Source organism: Lentzea fradiae (genome assembly GCF_900100955.1).
GTDB lineage: Bacteria > Actinomycetota > Actinomycetes > Mycobacteriales > Pseudonocardiaceae > Lentzea > Lentzea fradiae.
This window is the reverse complement of record NZ_FNCC01000013.1, coordinates 14,546-36,319: the sequence shown is the minus strand read 5'-3', so window position 1 is coordinate 36,319 and position 21,774 is coordinate 14,546. Positions and strand designations below refer to the sequence as shown.

Below are 21,774 nucleotides of genomic sequence, written 5' to 3'. Positions count from 1 at the left end.
AAACGGGCACTCTCGGGTCCGGGGGTGCCTGTTTCCCGTCCGGGTGGACTCGGCACGGCGGCGAGGCACCCCGCTCGCACGGCCGCCCGTCCCCCTCATGGCACGATCCCCGGTATGAAGTGGTACGCGGACAGACCGGTCAGGCTCGCCGGGCAGGTGATCGCCGACCTCTCGGCCGTGGCGTGGGTGGCGGTGTGGATCTGGGTGGCCACCACCGTCCACGACTGGGTCCTGGAGCTGCGAGCCCCCGGCGACGGCCTGGTCAACGCGGGCGGCAGCATTCGCGACGTCTTCACCAACGCCGCCGACAAGGCCAGGGGCCTGCCGCTCGTCGGCGGTGACCTGGCCGGTGCCCTGGGCAACGGCACCAGGGCGGGGGAGACGCTCACCAGCGCGGGCAACGCGCAGATCGCGGTCGTGCAGGACTCCGCGTTCTGGCTGGCCACCGCGATCGTGGCGGTGCCCGTCCTGTTCCTGCTGATCACCTGGTTGCCGGTGCGGCTGCACTACGCGCGCAAGGCGGGCAACACCCTGAAGCTCAGGGACAAGCCGGACCTGCTCGCGTTGCGGGCGCTCACCAGCCTCAGCCCGCGGCAGCTGGCGAAGTTCGACGGCGATCCCGCCGTGGCGTGGCGGACGGGCGACACCGACGTCATCGACGAGCTGGCCCGCCGCCAGCTCCTGGCGCTGGGGGTGCGGGCGTGAACGCCGTCGCGGTGGTCGCCGCGGTCGTGGCGCTGTGCGCGACGGCCGTCGCGTTGTGGCAGGCGCGGGAGGCGAAGAAGGCCACGCAGGCCGCGGGCAAGGCCCAGGACGCCGCCGAGAAGGCGATGGACGAGGCGCGGGCGGCGCGCAAGGCCGTCGAGCAGGCCACGTCCAGCGCGTTGCAGGCCAAGAACGCCGTCGAAGAGGCCCGGCAGGCGACCGCGAAGGCCGAGGAGGCCGCCGGGGCCGCTCGGCTGCTGGCGGACGAGGCGCAGGCCAGTGCCCAGCAGGCGGCGGTGCAGATCAACGAGATCGCCGAGGTGCTCGCGGCCGAGCGGCAGCGGCGCGGGATGCCGACGTTCGCGATCACGCCGGCCGCGCCGGACGAGTTCCGGCTCAGCTACTTCGGCGGGCCCGCCGTGATCGAGCGGCTCACCGTCTCGGTGGTGCCGGGCAGCAGGGTGCTGGGGCTCTCGCAGTACGACGAGCCGCCGTCGGAGCACCTCGACGTCGGGCCGCTCCACAACGGCTCCGCCGTCACGTTCCGGGCCGCGACCGGCCAGCGGGCCAGCGCGGTGTTCCAGATCAAGGCGGAGCCGTGGGAGCCCGTGGTGGTCAGGGCGGACCAGTAGGTCAGTAGACGGGGCCGGTGTACTTCTCGCCGGGGCCCTGGCCGGGCTCGTCCGGCACGGCGGACGCCTCGCGGAACGCCCGCTGGACCGACTGCAGGCCGTCCTTGAGCGGGGCCGCGTGCGGGCCGAGGTACTCCGAGGTCGCCGTCACCAGGCCGGCCAGGCCCGTGATCAGGCGGCGGGCCTCGTCCAGGTCGCGGCGCGGGGAGTTGTCGGGGTCCGGGTCGGCGAGGCCCAGGCGCTCCGCGGCGGCGGACAGCAGCATCACGGCGGCCCGGCTGATCACCTCGATGCTGGGGACGTCGCCGAGGTCGCGGATGCTTTCGTCAAGCGGATCGGTCACCCGCCCATTCAAGCAAGCCGAGGTCGCGGGACCGCGATTCGGGGGTTGACAGCGGCGTCTGGTAGTATTTCCGACGCGACCAGCTCTCGTTAGTGCGAGAGCGGCAAGTGGAGCCCCGCTCCCACCCGCGATCACCGCTTCTTGAGGTGGCCGGGTCCGGTCCTCCTGGCTCAGGGCGCACGGGCGTCCGAGGGACAGGTTTGCGATCGGTCGGAAGCGGGCCCTGTCGTCGACATCGACGACGGGGCTCTTGTCTTTGGCGCAAACGAGTCTCAAAGGACGTGAATGACAAGTCCCTCGAACCGAGGTGCTCCTGTGAGCACCGAGCCGCGCATCAACGACCGAATCCGCGTGCCCGAGGTCCGTCTGGTCGGACCGAACGGCGAGCAGGTCGGGATCGTTCGCATCGAGGACGCACTCCGACTCGCGCAGGAAGCGGATCTGGACCTCGTCGAGGTCGCCGCGCAGGCTCGACCTCCGGTCTGCAAGCTCATGGACTACGGCAAGTTCAAGTACGAGACCGCTCAGAAGGCTCGTGAGTCTCGCCGTAACCAGCAGCTGACCGTCATCAAGGAGCAGAAGCTCCGGCCGAAGATCGACCCGCACGACTACCAGACGAAGAAGGGCCACGTGGCCCGCTTCCTCTCCCACGGGAACAAGGTCAAGGTGACCATCATGTTCCGCGGACGAGAGCAGTCGCGCCCCGAGCTCGGTTACCGGTTGCTGCAGAGGCTGGCGGAGGACGTCGCGGAGCTGGGCTTCGTCGAGTCCAACCCCAAGCAGGACGGCCGCAACATGATCATGGTGTTGGCGCCGCACAAGAACATCAAGCCGCGTTCGGTCAAGCAGGACGACGCCGTCGACACCGACGGCGCCGAGACCGCCGCCGAGTAGAACCGGACGCATGGCCGCCCCCGACCCGGTGGGTAGCACGAGACGAGGACGGAAATGCCGAAGAACAAGACGCACAGCGGGACCTCGAAGCGGTTCAAGGTCACCGGCAGCGGCAAGATCCTCCGGGAGAAGGCCGGCAAGCGCCACATCCTGGAGAAGAAGTCCAGCAAGGTGACGCGTCGCATGACCGGCACCGCCGTCGTGTCGGACAACGACGCGCCGCGCATCAAGAAGCTGCTCGGTCTCTGACCCGCTTCGACACCCCCTAGCTAACTCGGGGGCGAGGGCCCCGACCCCTCGCTCCCCATGAGATCGACAGGATGGACCCGTGGCACGCGTCAAGCGGGCTGTGAACGCCCAGAAGAAGCGCCGTACCACCCTCGAGCTCGCCAGCGGTTACCGCGGCCAGCGCTCGAGGCTGTACCGCAAGGCCAAGGAGCAGGTGCTCCACTCGCTCAACTACGCGTACCGCGACCGGCGTGCGCGCAAGGGCGACTTCCGCAAGCTGTGGATCCAGCGGATCAACGCCGCCGCCCGCGCGAACGGCATGACCTACAACCGCCTGATCCAGGGTCTGCGCCTGGGCGGCGTCGAGGTCGACCGCAAGATCCTCGCGGACCTCGCCGTCACCGACGCCACCGCCTTCGCGGCGCTGGTCGAGATCGCGCGCGGCGCGCTCCCGGCCGACGTGAACGCTCCGGCCGGGGACAGGGCCTGAGCCAGCACGCCCGAGCACACCGACCCGAGGCAGCTCCGTTCACCGAACGGACGCCTCGGGTCGTTGCTGCTCGCCACCTGACGCGCCGCCAGGGTCGTGACAAGGCAGGGCGTTTCCTCGTCGAGGGAGCCCAGGCCGTGCGCGAGGCACTCGCCTGGACCGGCGGCGCGGTGCACGAGCTGTTCGTCACCGCCACGGCCGCCGAGCGCAACGCCGAGCTGTTGCAGGCGGCGAGGTCGCAGGGCGTCCGGATCAGCGACGTCGACGACAAGGCGGCAGCGTCCCTGTCGGAGACGGTCACGCCGCAGGGTCTCGTCGCGGTCTGCGACGTCGTGCCGCAGCCCCTCGACGTCGCGCTGGGGGGCACGCCCCGGCTCGTCGCCGTGCTGCACGGGGTCTCCGACCCGGGCAACGCGGGCACCGTCACGCGCGTGGCGGACGCGGCGGGCGCGGACGCGGTGATCTTCGCCGGCGACACGGTCGACCCGCACAACGGCAAGTGCGTGCGCGCCTCCACGGGCTCGCTCTTCCACCTGCCGATCGCCCGCTCCCGCGACGCGGACGAGGTCTTCGCCGCGTGCCGCCGGGCCGGTCTGCGGCTCGTGGCCGCCGACGGCTACGCGGAGCAGGACCTGGTCGCGGCCTCCGCGCAGGGTGAGCTGAGCCGGCCCACGGCGTGGGTGTTCGGCAGCGAGGCGCACGGCCTGCCCGACGACGTGGTCGCGAAGCTCGACACGTCGCTGAAGGTGCCGCTGTACGGGGCGGCCGAGAGCCTGAACCTCGCGACGGCCGCCGCGGTGTGCCTCTACGCCTCCGCGCGGGACCAGCGGAATTGAGCTGACGCGTACCGGACGCGCGATTACCGTACGTCCGGTGCGTGAACGCGAACTAGAACTCCTCTGCTCCCAGCTCGCTTCCTACTACGTGTTCCCCGACGTGGCCGACGAGGTCGCGAAGGTCCTGCGCGCCCGGCACGCCGAGGGCGTCTACTCCGGTCTGGACGACCAGGGGTTCGCCAAGCTCGTGACCGAGGACATGCAGACGGTCAACGGGGACAAGCACCTCCGGTTGCTGCACAGCGAGGAGGAGGTGCCGGAGACCGGTGAGGACGAGGCGTGGGACCCGGAGGAGTACCGGAGGGCGGCCGAGCAGGACGCGTTCGGCATCCGCAGGGTCGAGCGCCTGGAGGGCAACATCGGCCTGCTGGAGCTGAGCCTCCTGCACCCGGCCGAGTTCGCCACCCCGGCCTTCATCGCCGCGATGACCATCCTGGCCCACACCAAAGCGTTGATCATCGACCTGCGCGAGAACGGCGGCGGTGACCCGAACACGGTCGCGCTCGTCTGCAGCTACCTGTTCGACGAACCCGTGCACCTCAACGACATCTACAACCGCCCGGACGACTCCACGAGGCAGTTCTGGACTCTGCCGCACGTCCCGGGCCCGAAGTTCGGCGGCACGAAGCCGGTCTACGTCCTCACCAGCGCCCGCACGTTCTCCGGCGCGGAGGAGCTGAGCTACGACCTCCAGCAGAACGGGCGTGCCACGCTCGTCGGTGAGACCACCAAGGGCGGCGCGCACCCCGGCAGCCGCTACCGCGTCGGCCCGCACCTCAAGTCGTCCATCCCGAACGGCCGCGCGGTCAACCCGGTCTCCGGCACCAACTGGGAGGGCGTCGGCGTGGTCCCGGACATCGCGGTCCCGGCCGGCGAGGCGTTCGACGTCGCCTACGAGAAGGCGGTCGCGGCCATCGCGTGATCTCTCCCCGGCGGGCGGTCGTCGCCCTGGACCTCCGGCATTGGTAGGAGACATGAAAATCACCGGGTTCGTGCCAGTCGGGCTCGCGGTGGTCGCCACGCTGGCCTTCGGTTACGGCGTGGGTGGCGTCCATGCCATCGCCGGGACGCCGACGGCGCCGTCGATCGAGACGATCATGGGCGACGGGTGCGAGCGTCCGCCGGACTACCGCCGCCACGTCCTGCGGATGCTGGAGGGCCAGGTGCTGGAGGTGGGCGTCACCGATGACGAGCTCGTCAGTTGCACCTACCGGGTCACCGGGGCCTGGACGACCAGCAAGGCGAAGGTGGGACCGCCGGACGACCGCTACTTCGCGGGCGGTGTGGGGGTCCTCCTGCCCGACGACAGCGTCGTCGGCGTCGGACGGGTCGGTCCCGAGGTCGCCGTTCTGGAGTTCCGGCTGGCCGATGGCGAGGTGGTCAAGGCCGAGCTGCACGGCGACGTCTACCTCTGCGCCTATTCGGACGACCTCAGGAACCTGACGATGGTGGGCCGGGCGTACGACGCGAGCGGTCGTCTCCTGCGCGAGGGCATGGTGTGACCGCGCGGTAGGACGCCGCACCCACCGCCGGGGTTGCCTCCGGGAGGCATGGGTAACACCTTTCACTAGTGAAATAGTGAAAGGTGTTACGGTGCTGTCCTCGATCTCGAAAGGAGGTGGCGGTGAGCACCCGAAGTCACTCCGGACCGGCGCTTCCCGTCCACACCGACGGCGTGGGCAAGAAGTACCGCAGGGGCTGGGCGTTGCGGCCGGTGTCCCTGGTCATCCCGCACAACCGCGTCGTGGCGCTGGTCGGTCCGAACGGTGCCGGCAAGAGCACGCTGATGGGCCTGGTCACCGGGATGTCGCGTCCCACGGCCGGGTCGATCACCGTCTTCGGTGACCGGCCGACGGGGAGGGGACTGCACCCGGCGGTGTCGTACCTGGCGCAGCAGAAGCCGTTGTACAAGCAGCTCACCGTGGCCGAGACGCTGGAGTTCGGCGCGCGGACGAACCCCGCCTGGGACCAGCGGTACGCCGAGCGCCTGGTGGAGCAGGCGAAAGTGCCGATGAACGCGAAGGTGGGCACGCTGTCCGGCGGTCAGCGCACCCGCGTCGCGCTGGCGCTGGCGCTGGGCAAGCGCCCGCGGCTGCTGCTGCTCGACGAGCCGCTGGCGGACCTGGACCCGCTCGCCCGCGAGGCGGTGTTGCGCGCGTTGCTGGCCGAGGCGAGGACCCAAGGCATCACGGTCGTGCTGTCCTCGCACGTGCTGGCGGAGCTCGAAGGGGTGTGCGACCATCTCGTGCTGCTCCACAGTGGACGGATCGTGCTGGCGGGAGATGTGAACCGGCTCAGCGCCGACGGCACCCCGCTCGGTCAGCTCGTCCTCCACCACATGCGCGCGGCGGCACAGGAGGAAGCGGCATGATCTGGGCCACGCTGCGGTTGCAGCGCCTTCAGTTGCTCGTGCTCATCGGAGCGCTCGTCGTCGGTGCGGGCGTCATCGTCCTGCTGCGGTCGAACATGCTCGACGCGCTCGCCTCCGCGCAGCTCACGCAGTGCGTCACGACGCTCGACGAGTGTCCCGCGCCGGACGGTGCGGTGAAGGCGTTCGTGACGGAGTGGGACTATCTCTTCGAAGCCGCCCGTTTCCTGATCATCGTGCTGCCCGCCCTGATCGGCGTGTTCCTCGGCGCGCCGCTGTTCGCCGCGGAACTGGAGCAGGGCACCCACGTGCTGGCCTTCACCCAGTCCGTGAGCCGCACCCGGTGGATGTTCGTCAAGCTGGTCGTCGCACTGGTGCCCGCACTGGTGGTGCTGGTCTTGCTGCAGTACCTGGTGTGGTGGTGGCTGACCGCCGCCGGCGTGCTGGGGCCGCGGTTGAACGGTCCGTTCAACCCCTTCAACTTCGGCATCGACCACGTCTCCCCGGCAGCGTACGCGCTCGTCGCCTTCCTGCTCGGTGCCTTCCTCGGCGCCGTGACCCGCCGCACCCTTGTGGCGATGACCGCGGGACTCACCGCGTTCGTCGCGCTGCGCGTCGTCCTGTCCGGGGTGGCGAGCAGGTGGGTGCCGTCCGAGCGGCGGGAGGCCCCGGTGACCTCGGACGTGAACCTGCGCGCGGACGGCGGCCTGGAGCTGGAGTCGGGCATGCTCGACGCCGCGGGGCGGCCGGTGCCGAAGGGGGAGTCCCTCGCGGTGATCGACGCCTGCAAGGCGTCGGCCCCGGAAGGGCCGGACGCGCAGGACGTCTTCACGGCGTGCCTGGCGGAGAAGGGCTCGGTGAAGAGCTACCTGACCGTCATCCCTGACGGCAGCGCCTGGCTGGCGCACGTCTACGACGCGGCGCTCTACGGAGGGCTCGCGGTCCTGCTGCTGGCGGGCACCGTGTGGGCCCTGCGCCGGCAAGGCTGAGCGGGCCCGCGACCGCAGCACCTATGCTGGCCGACGTGATCGAGTTCCGGATCGACCGGCACTCGGGGGTCTCCACCTACATGCAGATCGTCAAGCAGGTCAAGCAAGCCCTGCGGCTGGGACTGCTGGCCCCCGGTGACCGGCTGCCAGCGGCGCGGGAGGTGGTCGAGGCGACCGCCGTCAACCCCAACACCGTGCTCAAGGCGTACCGCGAGCTCGAACGCGAAGGGCTCGTGGAGGGCCGTCGCGGCCTGGGCACCTACGTGACCAAGTCGCTGTCCTCCGAGGCGACCGCGGGGGACGACGCGCCGTTGCGCAAGGAACTGGCTCGCTGGATGGGCCGCGCGCGGGAGGGCGGTCTCGACGTCGAGGACGTCGACGCCCTGTACTCCGCGGTCCGCGACGAGCACTACCCCGTCGAGGAACGACCATGACTCCGTTGGCCGCCACGGCCGTGGGCAAGCGGTACCGCGCTCGCTGGGCGGTCCGAGACTGCACCTTCTCGGTTCCCGAGGGCAAGGTCGTCGCCCTGGTCGGCCCGAACGGCGCGGGCAAGAGCACCCTGCTGCGCATGGCGGCGGGTCTCGTCCGCCCGACCACCGGTGAGCTGCGGGTGTTCGGCACGCCGGTGCGCGGGCGCATCCACCCGGACGTGTCGTTCCTGGCGCAGGACCGGCCGCTCTACGGCAACCTCACGGTGCGGGAGATGGCGCGTCTCGGCGCGTCCATGAACGACCGCTGGTCCACCGGCAGGGTCGAGGAGGTGCTCGCGTTGCAGGCCGGGGTGGACGAGAACGCCGAGATCCGCACCCTGTCCGCGGGGGCCCGCACCCAGGTGGCCATCGCGCTGGCGCTGGGCAGGCTGCCCCGGCTGCTGCTCCTGGACGAACCGCTGTCCGACCTCGACCCGCTGGCCCGCGACGAGACGTTGCGCATCCTCATGGCGGAGGTCGCCGACCGGGGCACGACGGTGGTGATGTCCTCGCACCTGCTCACCGACCTGCGCGAGGTGTGCGACCACCTCCTCCTGGTCGACGCCGGCCGGGTGCAGATCGAGGGCGACGTCGAGGAAGTGCTGGCACGGCACCGGATACTCCTCGGCCCGGTCACCGGTGAGTCCGAACTGGAGGGTGCGCGCGTCAGTGCGACCCGCACGCAGCGCCAGGCCACGGTGCTGCTGCGCGACGCCGGGCCGGTGCCACCTGGCTGGGCGGAGGTGGCACCCGACCTGGAGTCGTTGGTGATGGGCTACCTGCGCGCGTCGCGCGACAGGCGGAAACGCTAGTCCAGCCTGGCCGTCAGCTCCCGCACCAACGGGTCCGTGCCGGACGGCTTGTTCTGACGGTGCAACGCTTCCGACAGCACCGAGAGCACGTTGCCCACCTGGGCGTCGTCGGGCAGCAGTGACGCGGCCCTGCGTGCCTCGGCCTCGGCGCCCTCCGCGTCGTCGGCGCCCAGCAGCACCTGCGCGGCCCGCAGCACCACGAACACCCGCCAGTTGTGGTCGCCCAGCGACGTCACGAGGGCCTCGGTGTCGCGGTAGTGCTTCATCGCCAGCGGGAACTCGCCCGCCTGCGTGTGCACCCACGCGCGGATCGCGAGGATCTCGGCCTGCCGCCGCGTCACCTCCGCCGGGTCGTCGAGCGACGCGAGCAGCGCCTCGGCCTCGTCGATGGCGGAGGTCGTCTCGGCCACCTCGTCGTCGGGCAGGGTCGACGCCAGCTCGACCAGCGAGCCGATCGCCTCCGAGACGTCGCCCTCCTGCTGCCACAGCGCGGCGGCCGCCCGCCAGGACGCCGTCGCCTCGTCGTGCTTGTCCAGCCTGCCCTGCACGGACGCGAGCGCGTCGAGCAGGAACGCCCTGCGCGCGGTCTCCTCGGCGGGCAGCAGCTCCGCCGCCTCGCGCAGGTGCCGTTCGGCGGCGGGCAGCTCGCCGAGCTTGCGGCACACCTGCCCGAGCCGGAAGACGATCTGCAGCCGCAGGTCTTCCTGGCCCTCCTGCACCAGCCGCAGCGCCTCCTCCAGCACCTCGGCCGCCTCGACGAACCTGTCGGTCTGGACGTAGCCACCGCTCAGCGCGAAGCAGAAGTGCGCGGTGTGGCCGGGGGACAGGTGCGCGCGCGAGATCGCCACGGCCTCGCGCAGGTCGGCCAGGCAGGCACCTTCCTGGTCCAGCTCCTGGATGGCCGCGACCTGGTACCAGCGCGCCTCCGCGGACTCCGGCGGCGGGAACGCGGCCACGAACTCCCGCGCCGTCGCCACGGCTTCCGGCACGCGCCGCAGCAGCGTCTCCAGCCGCAGCTTGAGCCGGTAGCCCTCGAACCGCGCGTTCAACGGCAGCTCGCCTGCCATCACCGCCGTGATCTCGGTGAGCGCGCCGTCGAGGTCCTGTTGCCGGGCACGGTGTTCCGCCGTCTCCACGGCGACCCTGCCGCGCAGGTCCGCAACGTCCAAAGAGGACACGAGCGCGATCATCTCCGCCGCCCGCTCGTGCGCCTCGGTGCGGTCGTACAGCTCGGCCAGCGTCAGTGCCGCGACCGTCCTGGTGTAGTCGGACGTCGCCTCGGCGAGGCACCGCTCGGCCAGCTCCAGACCGCCTTCGAGGCCGATCGCGAGGCGGGCCCGGTACCGCAGCGCGAGGTCGTGCGGCAGCACCGCCGCCAGCTCGTCGAACGCCTCCAGGTCGAACGGCACCAGCCCCGTCGTCATCCGCCGGATGCCCGCGTGCGCCGCGAGGTCGGGCGGCAGCAACGGGTCCATGTCGGCGGGCAGCGAGTCGAGCATCCGCCGCGCCGTCACGAAGTCGCCCTGCTCGTAGAGCGCCACCATCGACTCGGCGATCTCCACCGGGTCGCCGGACACGAGCGGTTCGCCGGTGGGCGCGGCCACCGGCGCGGCGGGCACGGCCAGCTCGACGTGCGGGTAGTCGGGCTGCGCCAGCGCCTGAGCCACCCGTCCTTCCCACGCCGGTGTGCCGTTGCGCTCGTCGAACGCCTTCGCGAGCTCTCGCGCCCGCGCCGACAACCGGTCGAGCAGCTCGGCCGCGGTGAGGGAGCCGACCTGCGGCACGTCGAAGACGACGTCGGGCGGGAGCCGTCGCAGCAGAACCGAAGCGGACTCGGCGAACGACATCTCGTCGGCGGGCAGCTGGGTCGCGGTCACCTTGTGCAGCGACCGCCGCAGGATCTCCTCGCCGCGCGCCACGTTGCCGGTGAGCGCGCAGAACCGGATGTGCTCGTGCACGTACGAGGTGATCTCGTCGTCCTTGATCAACCGGTACGCCGTCGTGTGCGCGTGCGCGGCCCGTTCCAGGTCACCGATCTCCAGCAACGGCCACAGCAACGCCGACAGGATGCCCTGCGGCTGGGTGGCGCAGCCGGTCTGGCCGGACAGGCCCTCCCAGCCGTGCGCGGCGGCCTCCTGGTGCCTGCCCAGCCGCGACAGCATCCAGACCTGCTCCTCGACCACGCACGCCTCGCAGTCGGCCATCGGGCCGCGCTCGGTGGCGAGGTAGCGGCCGAGGTGCTCGGCGAGGCCGGTCGTGTCACCGACGTGGTAGGCGAGCTCCGCCCGCGCGCCGTGCACCGGCTGGGCCGAGAAACCCAGGCGCCCGTAGCGATCCGCGAGCTGCCCGATCACGGCCTCGACCTGCTCCAGCGAGAACCGCGGGTCGCGCCGCAGACCCGTGGCGATCCACTTGTGCGACCAGTTCAGCGAGTGGACCTCGTACTCGTTGAACGCCTCCGGGTCCTTCTCCTCCGCGGCCCGCGCCCACGCGAACGGCGCGAGCATCAGGTCGTAGCGCGAGAGGTAGTACGCGGAGTCGATCATCGCGATCCGGCACGACACGCCGAGCGGCAGGTGCCCGAGCGCGTCGGCCATGCGCGCCACCCGCTCCAGCGCCTCGTGCTTCGGCATGCCCGTCGGCATGTTGTACGCGTCGAGGAACGCCTGCTCGGCGTCCTGCGCGGTGAAGTCGGCCATGCTCACTTGCCCCCAACGGCGCGGTCCAGCAGTTCCAGGAACGAGCGGTTGAGCGCCGCCGTGTCCTTCGGTCGCATCGCACGCCGTGCCTGGAGCACGGCGTGCACGTACAGAGATTCGAGGGTCAGCTCGACGAGCGCCGGGTCGGTCAGCCTCGCCAGCCGCTGCACCAGCGGGTTGCGGCAGTTGAGCACCAGCTGCTCCGCCCGCGACGACGAGGAGCCCGCCGTCAGCTGGCCGAGCAGCTCCGCCCACAGCGGGTCGGTCGTCTCCTCCGCGGTCTGCTCGGTGTCGAGCTTGCGCTGCTGCTCGGCGTTGGTGATCAGCAGCGCGGGCAGCGAGACGGGGTCGAAGTCGCGGACCACCGCGTCGCAGTCGTGCCGGTCGAGCGCCGCGGCGCCCTCGGACAGCCGCAGCCGCAACGCCGCCTCGACGTCCGGTTCCGGGTCGGCGAGCGCGGCCAGCAGCTCCGACGGCGCCACCCGGCGCGCGACGGACGGGCCGTCGAGCGCGCCGAGGCGGTTGAGCAGCTCCAGGTCGTAGGCGTAGCCGGCGTTCACCAGGCCGAGGCCCTGCGCGGCGGCGACCGGGGCGAGCTGGTGGAACTCGTCGACGTCGGGGATGTAGAGGATCGCGCCGTGCTTGCGCTTGAACTGCCGCAACGGGACCGGGCCGTCCGTGGTCTCGAACGGCAGCCAGCGCTCGACCAGCCGCAGCATCTCGTCGTCCGAACGCGCGAGCGACTTGATGCCGAGGTGGTGCGCGGCCAGCAGCTCGCCCGCGCGGCGCGGCTCGATCGCGTCCAGCCTGATCAGCCAGTCGCGGATCTGCTCGCCCAGCTCCTCGCGCACCGCCATCAGCATCTCGTCCTGGTACAGCGACTCGCGCGACGCCGTCGGCCTGACCGACGACGCGTCGACCACGCACCGCACGAAGTACGCCCAGTCCGGCAGCAGGCCCTCGACGTTGTCGCCGACGAGCATTCGCTTCAGGTACACCCGGTGCGTCTGCCGCGTTCCCGGGTGGACACCCGACGGCAGCACGAACGCGACACCGGTCAGCCCCGCCGCCTCGACCTCGATCGGGATCGCCTCGAACGGCGTGAACCCCATCACCTGCTCGCAGTAGGCGGACAGGTCGGCGTCCTCGTCGTCCCACGGCCGCTCGCCGCGGGTGACCACCGCGCCGTCCAGCGTCACGGCCGCGGGCAGCAGGTCTCCGTAGTCCTTCACCAGCGGCCCCACCACGTCGGCTTCGAGCCAGTGCTCGTTGCCCCGCGAGGCGGTCAGCACGACCGTGGTGCCGACCGGCACGTCACCGTCCACAGCGGACACGGTGTAGTTGCCGGAGGAGTCCGCCTCCCACCGCACGCCCGGCCCGCCGCGGGCCGACCGCGTGACGACGGTCACCGACGAGGCGACCAGGAAGCACGACAGCATCCCGACGCCGAACTGGCCGAGGAACCCGTCGCGGGCGAAGCCCAGCTCGTCGCGCTTGGAGGTGCGGCCGAGCGTCGAGAGCAGCTCGTGCACCTCCTGCTCGGTGAGTCCGACACCGGTGTCGGTGATCGTCAGCGTGCGGCCGCAGGTGATCGTCACGCCGGCCGGGCAGGCGGGGTCGAGCTCGCGCCTGGCGGTGATCGCGTCCACGGCGTTCTGGAGCAGTTCCCGCACGTAGACGCGCGGGCTGCTGTACAGGTGGTGGCTCAGCAGGTCGATGATGCCGCGCAGGTCGACGCGGAAGGTGTGCGACATGATGCCGACATCCTAAAGACGGAGGAGCGCTCGACGCCCCCGTTTAACCGAACGTCCGGAAGCGCTGGCCGCCGCACCTACTACGATCGGCCTGTTCACTACCGAAGTCCGTGACGGGAGCTGTCCTACCACCATGTCCGGAGCCAACGACCCGTACGACCCCAAGGAGGTCGCGGCGCTGTCGGCCGAGAACCTCGACGCGGCCGTCCGGAAGGCGCGCGAGGCGTTCGCCGGCGCGGCCGACCTCGAGGCGCTCGCCTCGGTCAAGCCGGGTCACCTCGGTGACCGCTCGCCCGTGCTGCTCGCCCGCCGCGAGATCGGTGCCCTTCCCCCCAAGGCGAAGGCGGAGGCCGGCAAGCGGGTCAACCAGGCGCAGTCCGCGATCAAGACCGCGTTCGACGAGCGCTTCGCCGTGCTCCAGGCCGAGCGCGACGAGCGGGTGCTGCGCGAGGAGTCCGTCGACGTCACGCTGCCGTGGGACCGCTTCCCGCGCGGCGCGCGCCACCCGATCACCACCCTCGCCGAGCGCATCGGCGACGTCTTCGTGGCCATGGGCTACGAGATCGCCGAGGGGCCGGAGCTCGAGACCGAGTGGTTCAACTTCGACGCGCTGAACTTCGGCAAGGACCACCCCGCCCGCTCGATGCAGGACACCTTCTACATCGAGCCCGGCGACTCGCAGCTGGTCCTGCGCACCCACACCTCCCCGGTCCAGGCCCGCACGCTGCTCGAGCGCGACCTGCCGGTGTACGTGGTGTGCCCCGGCCGCACGTTCCGCACCGACGAGCTCGACGCGACCCACACCCCGGTGTTCCACCAGGTCGAGGGTCTCGCGGTCGACAAGGGCCTCACGATGGGCCACCTCAAGGGCACGCTCGACGCGTTCGCCCGCGCGATGTTCGGCGAGGACTCGAAGACCCGCCTGCGTCCCTCGTTCTTCCCCTTCACCGAGCCGTCGGCCGAGGTCGACGTGTGGTTCCCGGAGAAGAAGGGCGGCGCGGGCTGGGTCGAGTGGGGCGGCTGCGGCATGGTCAACCCCAACGTCCTGCGCGCCACCGGCGTCGACCCGGACGTCTACTCCGGCTTCGCGTTCGGCATGGGCCTGGAGCGCACGCTGCAGTTCCGCAACGGGCTGCCCGACATGCGCGACATGGTCGAGGGCGACGTCCGCTTCACCCAGCCCTTCGGAACGGAGGCATGATGCGCGTCCCGGTCAGCTGGCTGGTCGAACACCTCGGTTTCGACGAGGTCCCCACCCCCGACGAGCTCGCCGACGCGTTCACGCGCATCGGCATCGAGGTCGAGGAGGTGAGCCCGCTCGGTCCCGTGACCGGCCCGATCGTCGCCGGTCGCGTCGTGGAGATCGAGGAGCTCACCGAGTTCAAGAAGCCGATCCGCTACTGCAAGGTCGAGGTCGGCCCCGAGCAGGTCAACCAGATCATCTGCGGTGCCACGAACTTCGTCGAGGGCGACTCGGTCGTCGTCGCGCTGCCTGGCGCCGTGCTGCCGGGCGACTTCGCGATCGCTGAGCGCAAGACGTACGGGCGCGTGTCGCAGGGCATGATCTGCGCCGCCGACGAGCTCGGCATCGGCGACGACCACTCCGGCATCCTGGTGCTGCCCACCGGCACCGCGCAGCCCGGCGACGACGCCGTGGAGCTGCTCGGCCTGAACGACAGCGTCATCGAGCTGGCGCCGACCCCCGACCGCGGCTACGCGTTCTCGGTGCGCGGCCTGGCTCGCGAGATCGCCTGCGCGCTCGACGTGCCGTTCGGCGACCCCGGTGTCGTCGAGATCCCCGAGCCCGAGGGCGAGGCGTGGCCCGTCCACATCGAGGACCGCGCGGCGTGCTCGCGGTTCGTCGCGCGCCGGGTCACCGGGGTCGACCCGACCGCGCCCACCCCGTGGTGGATGCGCCGCCGCCTGATGCTCGCGGGCATGCGGTCGATCTCGCTGCCGGTCGACGTCACCAACTACGTGATGCTCGAGCTGGGCCAGCCGCTGCACGCGTTCGACGCCTCCGCCCTCTCCGGCGCGCTGACGGTGCGCCGCGCGCTGGCGGGGGAGAAGCTCACGACGCTGGACGACTCGGTGCGTGCGCTCGACATCGACGACATCGTGATCGCCGACGACTCCGGCGTCATCTCGCTCGCCGGTGTCATGGGCAGCGCCTCCACGGAGGTCCGGGACGACTCCTCGGACATCCTGCTGGAGGCCGCGAACTGGGACCCCGCGTCGATCGCGCGCACGGTCCGCAGGCACAAGCTGCCGTCGGAGGCCGCGAAGCGCTTCGAGCGCACCGTCGACCCCGCTCTCGCGCCGGTCGCGCTGGAGCGGGCCGCGAAGCTGCTCAACCACTACGCCGAGGGCTCGATCAAGCCCGGCCGCACCGACGTCGGCGCCCCCACGCTGCCGGAGCCGGTGTCGATGCCGATCGACCTGCCCGACCGCGTCGCGGGCGTCCGCTACGCGCGGGGCGTCACGGCCCGCCGCCTGGGCCAGATCGGCTGCCAGGTGTCGGTGACGACCTCCGACGACGGCCAGACGATCGTCACGGCCGTGCCGCCCACGTGGCGCGCTGACCTCGTGCAGCCCGCCGACCTGGTGGAGGAGGTGCTGCGGCTGGAGGGGTACGACACGATCCCCTCGGTGCTGCCGCCCGCCCCCGCGGGCCGCGGCCTGACCGAGCAGCAGCGCCGCCGCCGCACCGTGTGGCGCACGCTGGCCGAGGACGGGTTCGTCGAGGTCAAGCCGTTCCCGTTCATCGACCCGGCGGTGTTCGACGCGTTCGGCCTGGCGGAGGACGACGTCCGCCGCAACACGGTCGGCGTGCTGAACCCGCTGGAGTCGGACAAGAACGCGCTGGCGACGACGCTGCTGCCCGGGCTGCTGGAGACGTTGCAGCGCAACCTCGCCCGCGGTGCGAAGGACGTCGCGCTCTACAACGTCGCCCAGGTGACGCTGCCGCGCGCGCAGCAGGTCCCGGTCCCGTCGCTCGGCGTCGAACGCCGCCCGACGGAGGCAGAGGTGGCCTCGATGCTCGCCGCGCTGCCGCAGCAGCCGCTGCACGTCGCCGGTGTGCTCACGGGCCACCGCGAGCTGGCCGGCTGGTGGGGCAAGGGCCGTCAGGCCGACTGGCCGGACGCCGTCGAGGCGGCCCGCCGGGTCGGTCAGGCGTACGGCGTCACGCTGCGGGTCGTGCAGTCGGACCTGCTGCCGTGGCACCCCGGCCGGTGCGCCGAGCTGCGGGTGGGCGACTGGCCCGTCGGGCACGCCGGTGAGCTGCACCCGAAGGTCGTCGAGAAGCTGGGCCTGCCCAAGCGGACCGTGGCGTTCGAGCTCGACCTGGACGCGCTGCCGCTGGACGACCACCGCCCGGCCCCCGTCGTGTCCCCGTACCCGCCGGTGCTGCTGGACGTGGCGCTCGTCGTGGACGCCTCCGTGCCGGTGCAGTCGGTGACGGAGGTCTTGGGCGCGTCCGCGGGCGACCTGCTGGAGGACCTCCGCCTGTTCGACGTCTACACGGGCGAGCAGGTGGGCGAGGGCAAGAAGTCGCTGGCGTACTCGCTGCGCTTCCGCGCGCCGGACCGGACGCTGACGGTGGAGGAGGCCACGTCGGCCCGTGACGCCGCCGTCGCCGCCGCCGGTGAGCGGCTCGGCGCGGCACTGCGTGCCTGATCGGTGACGCTGCGCGAAGGCCCGGAACCCCGCGCGGGTTCCGGGCCTTCACACGTCCGGGGACGGTAGTGGCCTCGGTAGGTCAAGTTCGCTCGTTCGGGTGAACCCGGCCTCGCGGGATTTGGAATCAAACCAGCAGGTGAGGGCCCTGCGTGGCTGTCAAGGTGCCGAAAGTCCCTGATTACAAGGGGAAATCGGCGCCCGTCAGACGCTTGCGCAGTAGGTGAAGCTTCTCCAAGATTGGCGGCGCGGCCCGCTGGGCCGAGGGGCGAAGCGATGAACCGCCGGGCGAGTATGGTCGCCGGTCCGGTGGGGAGCTAGAGGCGAACCCACCGCCTGGAGCAACAACTCTGGAGAGTTGCGCCATGCGTAGTCTGGGTCCGCGCCTTGAGATCGCCGTGTCGTTGACGATTCTCATGGTCGGCGCGGCTGTCGTGGCGGCCATGCACCTCACCTGGCCCGAACCCCGGCTGCCCGCGATGGCGTACTCCGTGAGCAGCGGCGAGTCGGGCATGCAGCAGCTCAAGCCGTTCGAGATCAACGACATCTCCGGCGCGCCCGTGGAGCTCCTGCCGGGTGCCGAGGGCGAGCGCACGGTCCGCCTCTCCAACCCGAACCCGGTCGCGATCATCATCGAGAGCCTCTCCGCGGTGCCCGGCCAGCCCCTGGACGCCACCCAGCAGCGCGTCGAGGAGTGCCCGGCCGGCGTGCTGACCGTCGTGCCGCTGACCGACGTCGTGGAGATCCCGGCGGGCGGGGCGGTCGAGGTGACCATGCAGGTGCAGGTGGCGGAGGACGTCCCCGCCGAGTGCGCGGAGCTCGTCTTCCCGCTCACCTACTCCGGCCGCGCCAAGCACGCCTGAGCTGCGACTCCCCCGTGGGGAACGCGGGGCCTCCGCGTTCCCCACGAGGAAACGAGGGACTCCCGCGTTACCTTCGGGAGGGCCGGAGGGGGAGGCGGTCAGAGGTGCTTGAGCGCCTCGCGCCGCGACAGCGGTGACAGCTGCGGCCTGGCCTCGACGAACGCCCGCACCCAGCCGGGCTCGGTCTTCGCGAGCTCCCGCAGCGCCCACCCGATGCCCTTGCGCAGGAAGAAGTCGGGATCGGCCACGTTCGCGTCGACGCACTCCGCGAGCAGCTCCACGTCCGTCGCGCCCTTGGCCCCGAGCTGGCAGATCACCGACGTGCGGCGCCGCCACCGGTCGGCGTCGGTGGACCACCGCAGCATCAACGGCCGTACGACCTCCGGGTGCGACCTGAGCAGCGGCCCGATCCGCTTCGACGCGATCTCGTCCACGTAGTCCCACCAAGCGCCGGTCACGATCATCTCGTCGAACCACGGCAGCAGGTCGGGTGACTGGAAGCGCCGGTCCCCGCTCAGTGCCAGCGCGACGTAGCGCTCCTCGCGGTAGGTGGCCTCGCGCCACAACGTCCGCACGGCGTCGAGCCACTCGTCCCGGTCGTCGGGCACCGGCAGCGTCTTCAGCAGCTCCGCGCGGGCCGGTTTCCGCACGCCGAGGAACGGCATCGCGGACTTCATGTACGCCTGCATCTCCGGGGCTTTGCGTGAATCCGCGCGCTCCTGGAGTCCGGCTCGAACCGCTTTGATCAAGGGAACCTCAAGTGCCACGCCCGCACGGTATAGCCATAAGGAGTAGCGCTGTTGAGATTATTGGCCCCATTCGTGTCATAACTGCTAACGAATTCGCATAGCATCCTTTGACGCGCCGCACGTGTGAACGGGAAACACGCGCGTTCCGGATACAGTTCGCGTTCATGCGCGTGCTTATGGTGGTGGCGGCGCTCGTGCTCGGCAGCATGGGTGTCACCAAGGCGGACTCGGTGGGCTACCTGGATCTGCCGCTGGTCAACGGCAACGGCGAGAGGCGGGGCGGCGTCCACCCCGACCTGCCGTACGACCGTGCCGCCCTGGAGCAGGCGCTGGTCTCGTACCGGGAGAAGGGCCTCGCCCCGCAGCGCTACAAAGCGTTGTTGTGGCAGTACTGGATAGTGCGCGCCGCCGATGACGCGGGAGTGCGGCTGGCCGACTGGGATCCGCAGCGCAGCGCCGACTCGAACCGTTCGGTGATCTTCGCGGTCTACGACTTCTACGCGAAGCTCTACCTGGACCACCCGCAATCGCTGAGGTGGATGGGATTCGCGAACATCGGCGCGCCCGCGTTCGCGGCGGGCATGCTCGATCTCGGCACCGTTCCGGAACTGCGCTGGTTCTCGTCGATGCTGATGTCGATGCAGAAGCACATCTTCATGGACCTCGGCGCGATGCACGCCGCCTACCTGCACGGCGGGATCGCCGCCGTCGAGGAGATGCGCGACGCCGGGATCATCGACCCGGACACCACCGCGGCGTGGGCGGAGCCGGCGCAGGCCGTCATGGAGTTCTCGTTCCGCGAGCAGAACCTGGTGATCGCCGACCAGTTCGACCGGATGCGCTCCCGGCTGCTGCCTCCCGGAGAGATCGTCACCTACGCGATCACCGTGGCCGGGCCCATGCCGGTGCCGGGCGGCAAGACGCCCGCGCGGTACCGGCCGCTGCTCGGCGGCCCGCTGCCCGCGTTCAACTACGCCGACCGCGAGGACCGCTGGGACTTCCTGAGCAACGACACGGTCCCGGCCTACGAGCGCCTGTCGCCGGACACCGTGCGCGGGATCGTGCAGCGGCCGTTCGCGGAGCGCGTCGCCGACTACCGCGCCACGGCCCGGCTGGTCGACCTGCTGGTGCCGTTCGGCGCGGGCGTTCCGTGATCCCGTTGTTTCTCGATCGTTCCGGGGTGGAACCGGACGAGCCGAAGTAGGCTGCTCGCCATGACGTCGTACGACTACGACCTGATCGTCATCGGCTCTGGTCCTGGCGGCCAGAAGGCGGCGATCGCGGGTGCGAAACTGGGCAAGCGCGTCGCGGTGATCGACAAGCAGGAGATGATCGGCGGCGTCTGCGCGAACACGGGCACGATCCCGTCGAAGACCCTGCGCGAGGCCGTCATGTACCTGACGGGCATGAGCCAGCGCGAGCTGTACGGGGCGAGCTACCGGGTCAAGCAGGACATCACCATCAACGACCTGATGGCCCGCACGCAGCACGTGATCGGCCGCGAGGTCCAGGTCGTGCGCGCCCAGCTGCACCGCAACGGCATCGACCTGCTCAACGGCTTCGGGCGGTTCGTCGACCCGCACACCGTCTCCGTGGAGGGAACCCACCGCGGCGACCGGACGACGATCACCGGTGAGTACGTCGTCATCGCCACGGGCACGACGCCCGCGCGTCCGTCCGAGGTGGACTTCGACGAGGAGCGCATCCTCGACTCCGACGAGGTCTTCGCGCTCACCGAGATCCCGTCGTCGCTGGTCGTGGTCGGCGCGGGCGTGATCGGCATCGAGTACGCGTCGATGTTCGCCGCGCTCGGCACCCGCGTGACGGTCGTCGAGCAGCGCGAGCGGATGCTGGACTTCTGCGACCCCGAGATCGTCGAGTCGCTGAAGTTCCACCTGCGCGACCTCGCCGTCACGTTCCGCTTCGACGAGAAGGTCGTGGACGTCTCGGTGTCGAACTCCGGCACCATCACGACGCTGGCCTCCGGCAAGCGCATCCCGGCCGCCGCGGTCATGTACTCGGCGGGCCGCCAGGGCTGCACCGAGCACCTCGACCTGGGCGCCGCCGGGCTGGAGGCCGACCGCCGCGGCCGGCTCACCGTCGACGAGCACTACCGCACGCCCGTCGAGCACATCTACGCCGTGGGCGACGTGATCGGCTTCCCGGCGCTGGCCGCGACGTCGATGGACCAGGGCAGGCTGGCGGCGTACCACGCGTTCGGCGAGCCGGTGCACGAGCTGACGGCGTTGCAGCCGATCGGCATCTACACGATCCCGGAGATCTCCTACTGCGGCGCCACCGAGGCGGAGCTGACGTCGTCGGCCGTCCCGTACGAGGTCGGCATCTCCCGCTACCGCGAGCTGGCGCGCGGCCAGATCGTCGGTGACGCGTACGGCATGCTGAAGCTGCTCGTGTCCACTGTGGACCGCAAGATCCTCGGTGTGCACGTGTTCGGCACCGGCGCGACGGACCTCGTGCACATCGGACAGGCCGTGATGGGCTGCGGCGGCACGGTCGACTACCTCGTCGACACGGTCTTCAACTACCCGACGCTGTCCGAGGCGTACAAGGTCGCGGCGCTGGACGCCACCAACAAGATCAGGGCGCTGGACCGCTTCACGACCTCGTGAGCCCCGCCTCGTGGGCGACGATGGCGGCCTGCACGCGGTTGGTGACCTCCAGCTTGGGCAGGATCCGGCTGATGTGCGCCTTCACCGTGCCGGTCGCCAGGTAGAGCCGCTCGCCGATCTCGGTGTTGGACAGCCCTTCGCCGACGAGCTCCAGCACGGTGCGCTCGGTCTCGGTGAGCGCCTCGATCTTGCGGCGCGCCGACGTGGCGTGGTCCGGGGTGGTGAGGTGCCGCTCGATCAGGCGCTTGGTGATCTGCGGGGCGAGGATCGGCTCGCCGCCCGCCGCCTTGCGCACGGCGTTGATCAGGTCCTGGGGCGGGGTGTCCTTGAGCAGGAACCCCGTGGCGCCGACCTTGAGGGCCTGGGCGACGTAGGAGTCCTCGCCGAACGTCGTGAGCATGACGACGTGGGCGGTCCTCGCGATCTGCTCCGCGGCCTTGAGGCCGTCGCCGCCGGGCATGCGGATGTCGAGCAGCGCCACGTCGACGTCGTGCTTCCTGGCCAGCTCCACGGCCTGGTTGCCGTCCGACGCCTCGGCCACCACGGTGATCCCGGGGTCGTTCTCGAGGATCAGGCGGATGCCCGCGCGCATCAACGTCTCGTCATCGGCGAGGAGGACTCGGATCACGGT

The 21,774-nt window shown here is 71.1% G+C and carries 22 protein-coding genes; 17 read left to right on the top strand and 5 right to left on the bottom strand.

Going from position 1 to position 21,774, the window contains the following annotated elements:
- Positions 1-114: 114 nt before the first annotated feature.
- Positions 115-705 carry a hypothetical protein gene (locus tag BLT23_RS28585; protein ID WP_090054400.1) on the top strand — a complete coding sequence of 197 codons (591 nt, stop codon included), beginning with the start codon at positions 115-117 and terminating at the stop codon, positions 703-705.
- Positions 702-1,337 (top strand): hypothetical protein, encoded by a 636-nt coding sequence (locus BLT23_RS28580; RefSeq protein ID WP_090054398.1) that lies wholly within the window; start codon positions 702-704, stop codon positions 1,335-1,337. Before BLT23_RS28585 ends, BLT23_RS28580 begins: the two co-directional genes overlap by 4 nt.
- A 1-nt stretch (position 1,338) precedes the next feature.
- Here the strand turns inward: BLT23_RS28580 and BLT23_RS28575 are convergent, their stop codons facing one another.
- Positions 1,339-1,680, bottom strand: a complete 342-nt coding sequence (locus BLT23_RS28575) for a DUF1844 domain-containing protein (RefSeq protein WP_090054395.1) — start codon at positions 1,678-1,680, stop codon at positions 1,339-1,341.
- Positions 1,681-1,965: 285 nt separating this feature from the next.
- Between BLT23_RS28575 and infC the strand changes: the two genes are divergently transcribed.
- The 10 genes from infC (at position 1,966) to BLT23_RS28525 (ending at position 8,770) form a co-directional block, all read left to right on the top strand.
- The gene (gene infC, locus BLT23_RS28570; protein ID WP_090054393.1) at positions 1,966-2,574 is read left to right on the top strand and encodes a translation initiation factor IF-3; all 609 of its coding nucleotides are present in this window, start codon (positions 1,966-1,968) and stop codon (positions 2,572-2,574) included.
- Between the two features lie 54 nt (positions 2,575-2,628).
- Positions 2,629-2,823 (top strand): 50S ribosomal protein L35, encoded by a 195-nt coding sequence (gene rpmI / locus BLT23_RS28565; protein ID WP_090054391.1) that lies wholly within the window; start codon positions 2,629-2,631, stop codon positions 2,821-2,823.
- Positions 2,824-2,902: 79 nt separating this feature from the next.
- Positions 2,903-3,292 (top strand): 50S ribosomal protein L20, encoded by a 390-nt coding sequence (gene rplT / locus BLT23_RS28560; RefSeq protein ID WP_090054389.1) that lies wholly within the window; start codon positions 2,903-2,905, stop codon positions 3,290-3,292.
- A complete protein-coding gene (locus BLT23_RS28555) occupies positions 3,289-4,128 on the top strand; it encodes a TrmH family RNA methyltransferase (RefSeq protein WP_090054815.1) in 840 nt (279 codons plus the stop codon). Before rplT ends, BLT23_RS28555 begins: the two co-directional genes overlap by 4 nt.
- Before the next feature lie 37 nt (positions 4,129-4,165).
- The gene (locus tag BLT23_RS28550; RefSeq protein ID WP_090054387.1) at positions 4,166-5,050 is read left to right on the top strand and encodes a S41 family peptidase; all 885 of its coding nucleotides are present in this window, start codon (positions 4,166-4,168) and stop codon (positions 5,048-5,050) included.
- Between the two features lie 52 nt (positions 5,051-5,102).
- On the top strand, positions 5,103-5,630 hold the full coding sequence (locus BLT23_RS28545) for a hypothetical protein (protein ID WP_090054385.1): 528 nt from the start codon (positions 5,103-5,105) through the stop codon (positions 5,628-5,630).
- 122 nt (positions 5,631-5,752) lie between these two features.
- Positions 5,753-6,499: an ABC transporter ATP-binding protein gene (locus BLT23_RS28540; RefSeq protein WP_218133927.1), complete on the top strand. Its 747-nt coding sequence runs from the start codon at positions 5,753-5,755 to the stop codon at positions 6,497-6,499.
- Entirely contained in the window at positions 6,496-7,485 is a 990-nt protein-coding gene (locus BLT23_RS28535) for an ABC transporter permease subunit (RefSeq protein ID WP_090054381.1), read from the top strand. The genes BLT23_RS28540 and BLT23_RS28535 overlap by 4 nt, the downstream gene beginning before the upstream one ends.
- Positions 7,486-7,520: 35 nt before the next feature.
- On the top strand, positions 7,521-7,919 hold the full coding sequence (locus BLT23_RS28530; protein WP_218133926.1) for a GntR family transcriptional regulator: 399 nt from the start codon (positions 7,521-7,523) through the stop codon (positions 7,917-7,919).
- The gene (locus tag BLT23_RS28525; RefSeq protein WP_090054377.1) at positions 7,916-8,770 is read left to right on the top strand and encodes an ATP-binding cassette domain-containing protein; all 855 of its coding nucleotides are present in this window, start codon (positions 7,916-7,918) and stop codon (positions 8,768-8,770) included. The genes BLT23_RS28530 and BLT23_RS28525 overlap by 4 nt, the downstream gene beginning before the upstream one ends.
- Here the strand turns inward: BLT23_RS28525 and BLT23_RS28520 are convergent.
- Together BLT23_RS28520 and BLT23_RS28515 are read right to left on the bottom strand one after the other, a co-directional pair.
- Positions 8,767-11,469: a tetratricopeptide repeat protein gene (locus BLT23_RS28520; RefSeq protein ID WP_090054375.1), complete on the bottom strand. Its 2,703-nt coding sequence runs from the start codon at positions 11,467-11,469 to the stop codon at positions 8,767-8,769. The two genes, BLT23_RS28525 and BLT23_RS28520, sit on opposite strands and share 4 nt — an antisense overlap.
- 2 nt (positions 11,470-11,471) lie before the next feature.
- Positions 11,472-13,223: an HSP90 family protein gene (locus tag BLT23_RS28515; RefSeq protein WP_090054373.1), complete on the bottom strand. Its 1,752-nt coding sequence runs from the start codon at positions 13,221-13,223 to the stop codon at positions 11,472-11,474.
- A gap of 133 nt (positions 13,224-13,356) precedes the next feature.
- Here BLT23_RS28515 and pheS point away from each other — a divergent pair, with 133 nt between their 5' ends.
- The 3 genes from pheS to BLT23_RS28500 all read left to right on the top strand — a co-directional run bounded on the left by pheS (position 13,357) and on the right by BLT23_RS28500 (position 17,764).
- On the top strand, positions 13,357-14,424 hold the full coding sequence (gene pheS / locus BLT23_RS28510) for a phenylalanine--tRNA ligase subunit alpha (RefSeq protein WP_090054371.1): 1,068 nt from the start codon (positions 13,357-13,359) through the stop codon (positions 14,422-14,424).
- Positions 14,424-16,901: a phenylalanine--tRNA ligase subunit beta gene (gene pheT, locus BLT23_RS28505; protein WP_090054369.1), complete on the top strand. Its 2,478-nt coding sequence runs from the start codon at positions 14,424-14,426 to the stop codon at positions 16,899-16,901. The genes pheS and pheT overlap by 1 nt, the downstream gene beginning before the upstream one ends.
- Positions 16,902-17,266: 365 nt before the next feature.
- Positions 17,267-17,764, top strand: a complete 498-nt coding sequence (locus BLT23_RS28500; RefSeq protein WP_090054367.1) for a hypothetical protein — start codon at positions 17,267-17,269, stop codon at positions 17,762-17,764.
- 98 nt (positions 17,765-17,862) lie between these two features.
- Here the strand turns inward: BLT23_RS28500 and BLT23_RS28495 are convergent, their stop codons facing one another.
- Positions 17,863-18,531: a DNA alkylation repair protein gene (locus tag BLT23_RS28495; RefSeq protein WP_090054366.1), complete on the bottom strand. Its 669-nt coding sequence runs from the start codon at positions 18,529-18,531 to the stop codon at positions 17,863-17,865.
- 146 nt (positions 18,532-18,677) lie between these two features.
- Between BLT23_RS28495 and BLT23_RS28490 the strand changes: the two genes are divergently transcribed.
- Together BLT23_RS28490 and sthA are read left to right on the top strand one after the other, a co-directional pair.
- A complete protein-coding gene (locus tag BLT23_RS28490; RefSeq protein WP_143036076.1) occupies positions 18,678-19,667 on the top strand; it encodes a hypothetical protein in 990 nt (329 codons plus the stop codon).
- A gap of 60 nt (positions 19,668-19,727) precedes the next feature.
- Positions 19,728-21,143, top strand: a complete 1,416-nt coding sequence (sthA, locus tag BLT23_RS28485; protein WP_090054361.1) for a Si-specific NAD(P)(+) transhydrogenase — start codon at positions 19,728-19,730, stop codon at positions 21,141-21,143.
- Here the strand turns inward: sthA and BLT23_RS28480 are convergent.
- A complete protein-coding gene (locus BLT23_RS28480) occupies positions 21,130-21,771 on the bottom strand; it encodes a response regulator (protein WP_090054358.1) in 642 nt (213 codons plus the stop codon). The genes sthA and BLT23_RS28480 overlap by 14 nt on opposite strands.
- Positions 21,772-21,774 lie beyond the last annotated feature (3 nt).